Here is a 6,087-nt window from a genome sequence, read left to right as displayed (position 1 = left end):
TTAGAATTAAGAATTAAGAATTAAGAATTTAGAATTTAGAATTTAGAATTTAGAATTCTACATTCTGCATTCTACATTCTGCATTCTACATTCTGCATTCTGCCTTCTCAAGTTACATAAAATACCCCTACCTGAAGACCAAAGCGCAAGTATTCATTGAGGGCTGCTTTTAAGTTAGCTTGGCGTTGGGGCTGCACTAGGGGATTGAATGCTCCCATTTCAGAGCCATTTTCAGCACCGGTGCGGATTCCCTCAGGAGTGTCAAAGGTCAATTGGCCATAGCCCGGTTGACCATAGTTAAGAGTTGTGAAGACAGGTTGTTGGTTAGTTAGTAATGTGGTAGTTTCTGCTGCTGTCAATTCGTCGATACTGTTGCGTCCCAGCCGCTGCGCCTCCTGTTCCAGAAATAGGTCAGGTTGACACTGATAGCGATTCGGTGTTTGGGAACCGGAGGGCACATAGGAGAAGCGTATCCCACCAACCTGTCGTTGTTCAACGGTGACAGTATCTGTGAAGATAGTTTCTGAAGCCAAGATTATTTCCTGGACAGCGACTTGACCGAAAACAGTGGTTCTTTCCAAAGTGGTTGGGGGTCCGTAACTGTTGTTAGCAACAGATGCGATCGCAAACTTCCCACCGCCATCAATAATACTATCTTGGATGGTTAAGTTAGCACTCTGTGCTGGTAGGCGTAATGGTCCGACAATGCTGTGTCTAATCATTAGCTGTAAATCAGCGGTCTGTCCTTCTTCCACCACTATGCTGGCTTGACCTTCTTCTGCCATCACCGTGCAGTGGGTTAGGTTCAGTCTCAGATTCCCTTGAATTGCGATCGCACCCTTGATCAGCAAACCATTGAGATCTAAGGTTGACCCTGCTGCTGCCCCCACTACAGTTAACTTTCCATCCACCGGATGGATACTAGGGCAAGCGCCATCAGCCGCTTCAATCACTAATCCCTTAAGATTGGTTAGTTGCAAGGGAGTGTAATAGGTACTGTTATCCATAATTCGGATAATTCCGACCTTGCCACGGTTTACCCATTCCTTGAGTGCTCCCTGCAAGCTAGTAAACCATTGCTCAGATTTGGGAGTATGGGTTTTTGAAACAAACCATACCGTGCCAGAGCTCTGGGTTAAGCTTTGGCGTCGGCTGTAGGGTCCACCACCAAGGTCAGCACTAAATCCGTAATTGTAGCTGACTTGTAGTTGATCTGGCTCCGGGTCTTCCCCTTCTGCAAAGGTCAAGCGTCCCAAATCCACATCCACAGCTACGGTTTTCCCCTCTGAAGGGCGACTCCAGTTGCGCAAATCCCTCCCTTCTACCTTATCGATTGGGATCAGTTGACCATTTTTAATGATCGTGACACTGCTGAGATCACCGTAGTAGTCTTGTAACTCTTCCTGAAAAGCTTGGGATGCGATCGCTTGGGGTACATTAATTGCTGCCGCTACCTCGCTAAACTCGGTTCTAGTTTCAGGACGGTTAAACAAGGGCATGTCATAACCCAAAGGATGGAAGGTATAGCGACCTTTGTTGGGTAAGGGAGTGACTTGAAAGGTATACTTGCGCTGGGTTGAGGCCGATGGCACCGCAACAATGGTATTTTGGAAGCGTTCTGGATCCTGACCGAGGGCAAAGGAATAGGCAACATTCCGTTGTTCGGTAATGGCATAAGCATTACTATTCCTGACCGGGTAGCTTTCCAGACGCCACAAAAACACTCCTACACTGGGGATGTTATATCTACCGCGTAGGGATTCAAAGGGACGGATATCGATAGTGTGGGCAGCAGTGTTGAAAGGACTATCTAGGCGCTCTAGGGCATCGGTTCGACGCAGGTCAAAGGTACCCCCTTTCCCTGGGCGGATGTGAGACAGATGCTGGGTTGTGGCGATATAGTCAAAATATTCTACTACCCTGGCTTTCCAGCCAGTTACATCCTGAACCACCATTTCCAAAGTGGCAGTAGTCCCTTTACGGCGACGGTAACGAATTGTATTAGCAATCCGGGTACGTTGGCTGAAGATAATCTGCTTTTCATCATTTAAATCCTCGATGCCCAGTAACTCAGCAATATAGGGCATCACCCAGGAATCACAGGTTTCAATAAACCAGTTGTCATACAAGCCTTCAATATCAGCTTCTATAATCTGGAGTTCCTTTTCCATTACTGCCAACAGCGCCCGTAGGGGTTCCCCTTGGGCAAAATCTCGCTGCCGGTAGATAGCAGGTAATAGATTATATAGCCGCTCGGTTGATTGGTTCATCTTAGGAATACCATTGGTTGTTCACCAGGGAGCTCATCGAGAACTCAAAAGTTAAAAATAACAGGATTTGATCAGATGCGCATCTTATGGTAATAAACAATATAGATTCTTAATAAGGGGAGCAGTAAAGGTAACTTATAATTACCAAAACCCTTATCTATCAAGATAGACGAGCTTTTAAATCAAAAAAAATATCTAAAAAGCCTAAACTCCTATAAAATTATAATTTGGGCAAAATTTAATATCTGCATAGCCTTTAAGCATACTTTAGCTACGGTTTCCCCAAAGGAGACCATCGAGCTGTTTGCAGTTACATAAAGCAAAAAACAACAGGGCTACTTACACGTAGTACCGGATTAATCTGTAAACCATTAGTTGGAGGTGCAGCGGAAAGGGGCTGAGTGCGGTATTGCATCCACACTTTGAAAGCTCCTTGCTAACTCTAACCCTCAGGGTTTAAGTGGTGTATTCTGCTGCGAAATTTTCGATGAAAAAAATCCGTATTTTTCTGTGGGCGGCACTATTGTCTGGTGCCATGCTCATGATTCCACAGCCAGCTCAGGCGATTGAAAGCATAATCGAGCCGGTCAGTCACTTTGATACTGGCACAGAGGGTTGGAGCGTTGTTGACGTTAATGATCTTGAAGTTGACCCCGAACAGTCTAGAATCTGTGGATTCATCACTGGTGGCTACATTCGTAATGATGATCAAGTCGGTGATGGACCCTACGATTACGTTGCTCCCGAGAAGTTTCTTGGTGACAAATCCAGTTTTTTCAATGGAAACCTCAGGTTTGCTGTTGAGGTTAATTTGGAAAATAGCGATGAGATTACCGAGGATATCAATAGTTTAAATAACAGTTTAATAAATGGTTTAACCATAAGTGGTGGTGGTTTGGAACTACAGAACCATGTATCGATGCCCACTATAGACCAATGGACTCCCTACACGATACCCCTGAATGCAGAGGGTGGATGGATAAAAACTGACAGCAATGAAGCAGCGACGAATTTAGAGATAATGCAAGTCCTGACAGATTTGGATTATTTAAAGATTAATGGCGATTGGTTCACAAATACCAACAAAGACCGTTCCAGTCTCGACGAAGTTCGCTGGGAAACGTGTGGATCTCTCTACGTCTATGAACCCCCAAATAATTCTGCCCCTGTGGTGGCTAATCCCATTGGCGCTCAAAGCATTAACGAGAATGAGTCTTTTACCCTGACAATTGGGGAAGCAACATTTAGCGATCGCGATGGAGATAGTCTGAGTTTGAGTGCAACCATACCCAGCTGGTTGAATTTCGATGGCACTACCTTCAGTGGTACTCCTAGTAGGGATGACATAGGCACAAGCACAATTACTCTAACAGCGTCTGACGAGCTATGCCAAACAGTCAGCGATGCCTTTGAACTTCAGGTTAACCATGTTCCTGTGCGTACTGAAATTGCCAATTCAGTGGAGGATTTTTCTGATACTCAAGGAAAGCATAACTGGTTCTACGGCTACTACGATGGTTCCCTGACCAGTGCTGATTTCCATGAAATGCAGGAATACACTAACGGCTCCTGGCAGGTTAAGCAAGGAAAATACTGGACTGAGCTATCTAACACTATTGCTCATCCCAACGGTCCGAAAACCACCGGTAGACGGCAAAAGGTTGAGCAGTGGGGAGTTCGTCGCTGGGTTAGTGACATTGAAGGGGAAGTTACGTTCAAGGGTCACCTCGCCAAGAAAGACCATCGTACTGCCAGCGATGGTGTGATTGCCTATATCTTTGTTGATGGTACTAAAATCTGGTCTGACGCAATCGATGGCAATGATGCTGTTGGGGTTTATTTCACTGTATCGAGCAAAGTGCAAAAAGGCTCGGTAGTTGACTTTGCCCTGGCACCTGGCAATAGCGACTTTTTTGATAAGAGCACATTCACGATTAGCATCATTGGTTTGTTGTAGAGCGTAAGCCGTCAGCGGTCAGCGGTCAGCGGTCAGCGGTCAGCATTCTATTGCTGCTTAATACCTGGATTGACCGCGTTCGCGAAGCGTGGCCTACGGCCAATCGCTTTTAGCGGCTCCTAGGTCGCATCGCGAAGCGTAGCCTACGGCCAATCGCTACTTGCGAAAATCATACCCTAATTCAGCAACGCCGAGGATTTACGCATACAACAACTGATTTCTGATTTCCTCAATTGCCAGCATACTCACCAAAATGCCAACCCGTCTCGCTACTTCATAGGCATTTTTCTGGGGCACAACAATAATTCCTGAATGTTGTTTCTCCTCTTTTATATACTCAAGGTTTAACCGTTCAAAATCAGTACGGTTATGAGTCAAAAGAGCTCTGCCTATAGAAGTTGCGAATTCTAATTGCTCTCTATCAGTTTTGCCAATAGTTCCTTGTTCAGGAACAGTTGTTACATCTAGTCCCCGAGACTTTAACAATGTAGCAACCAATCCTGATACATCTTCATCAGTATAAATCGCTACAATAATCCTCACGATCAACCTAAGATAGACTTTACAGATGGATGCACCAATTCATCAGGGACTTGGTTCTGCTCAATGTATTCATTAATCTCCCCCTGATTGTCAAGATAGAAACTTAAGGCATCAAATACTTGCGCCAGAGTCAAATGAGTTAGATGGTTTAGAATTTCTTCTGGCATAATACCCAAGCGCCATAAACCAACAATAGCACGGACAGATGTCCGAGTGCCGATGATGATTGGTTCTCCGTTCAAAATTTCCGGATTACGAGTAACGTAGCGCGAGATCGTTTTAGCAGTCATAAGGCTCTTTGCTTTGGGAAACCAGTGGTATGTCTAATTTACCAATAAGATTTCAGGTAAGCATATGCGCGAAGCGCACGCCTGCGCGTTCAGCGGTCAGCGGTCAGCGGTCAGCTGACGTTGGCACAAGCTAATTCTATAGTTCGTTCATAGCTTGATTTAGCAACAGCGCGATGGCGAAGCGGTTCCAAAGGAACATCGCGTTTACTGACTTCACTGCTTGGTTATCTGGTTTTAGGATTTGGGCTTGGTGGTGATTATGGGTACCCTACAGCCAACGTCTCACCTCTCCCTATTCGTATTGATAGTTTTATCAAATTTATTTTGATTTGGCAATGAGTATTTAGACTTATTTTTAATTGTATAAATGAGTTGTAAAACTAGATTGTGAGTTTTTATAAACTAAAAAACTCTGGATTATTTACTGCGCTTAACTATCCAGATTTTTATGTTTTATAAACTTTGGGATTATTTGTTTACATCTCAAATATAACTACTATATTAGTCTTAATTTACTTCATGTAACTTCGGTAGTACTTCAGACCACTTCATAGACCTTCATGCCCTACTTACTACTTCCTTCTTCCTAGGACGAAATTCCCTGAAATCCTTTACTAATCAGCTTTTATGACTTATCTCTAGCCAAAGTATTTTTGATAATAACTATAAGTTTAAAGTTTTGATAAAGTTAGATTTTACTAACTAAAATTGTTAGAAATTTGTGTAATACTGGTTTTGGGAAGTAAATCAGATATCAATCAATAATTTCTGGGGATTATATCTACCAATCTAAAGCCCTAATTTTATTGACATCTACCATTACTGAAGAACTGAGCAACTCCATTATTGATTTCTGATAATCCCAAAAAATATAGCAATTCTACGACTTGTGAGGTACAAATTTCTGAGGTGCGACCCGTGGCTAATTTAATTACGGGTCAAGGGCACCTAAGTTTTTAGGGAGCAGGGAGCAGGGAGCAGGGAGCAGGGAGCAGCGATGCAGCGCGGTCTTGGGGGTTTCCCCCAT

4 protein-coding genes are annotated in these 6,087 nt (G+C 43.9%); 1 reads left to right on the top strand and 3 read right to left on the bottom strand.

Going from position 1 to position 6,087, the window contains the following annotated elements; all coding sequences use genetic code 11:
- Positions 1-107: 107 nt before the first annotated feature.
- The gene (locus AC4II3_RS30705; RefSeq protein ID WP_488007536.1) at positions 108-2,270 is read right to left on the bottom strand and encodes a phage tail protein; all 2,163 of its coding nucleotides are present in this window, start codon (positions 2,268-2,270) and stop codon (positions 108-110) included.
- Between the two features lie 487 nt (positions 2,271-2,757).
- Here AC4II3_RS30705 and AC4II3_RS30700 point away from each other — a divergent pair, with 487 nt between their 5' ends.
- On the top strand, positions 2,758-4,227 hold the full coding sequence (locus AC4II3_RS30700; RefSeq protein ID WP_488007538.1) for a putative Ig domain-containing protein: 1,470 nt from the start codon (positions 2,758-2,760) through the stop codon (positions 4,225-4,227).
- A gap of 198 nt (positions 4,228-4,425) precedes the next feature.
- On the opposite strand, the gene AC4II3_RS30695 is transcribed toward AC4II3_RS30700, so the two are convergent.
- Together AC4II3_RS30695 and AC4II3_RS30690 are read right to left on the bottom strand one after the other, a co-directional pair.
- Entirely contained in the window at positions 4,426-4,770 is a 345-nt protein-coding gene (locus AC4II3_RS30695) for a DUF5615 family PIN-like protein (RefSeq protein WP_488007540.1), read from the bottom strand.
- 2 nt (positions 4,771-4,772) lie between these two features.
- A complete protein-coding gene (locus tag AC4II3_RS30690; RefSeq protein ID WP_293020770.1) occupies positions 4,773-5,060 on the bottom strand; it encodes a DUF433 domain-containing protein in 288 nt (95 codons plus the stop codon).
- Positions 5,061-6,087: the final 1,027 nt, after the last annotated feature.

The organism is Moorena sp., from assembly GCF_982860115.1.
This window is presented reverse-complemented; position numbering and strand designations above follow the sequence as displayed.

Excerpts from the sequence above, each read along its gene's own strand:
- AC4II3_RS30690 (WP_293020770.1), bottom strand. The coding sequence starts at position 5,060 with ATGACTGCTAAAACGATCTCGCGCTACGTTACTCGTAATCCGGAAATT.
- AC4II3_RS30705 (WP_488007536.1), bottom strand. The coding sequence starts at position 2,270 with ATGAACCAATCAACCGAGCGGCTATATAATCTATTACCTGCTATCTAC.
- AC4II3_RS30700 (WP_488007538.1), top strand. The coding sequence starts at position 2,758 with ATGAAAAAAATCCGTATTTTTCTGTGGGCGGCACTATTGTCTGGTGCC.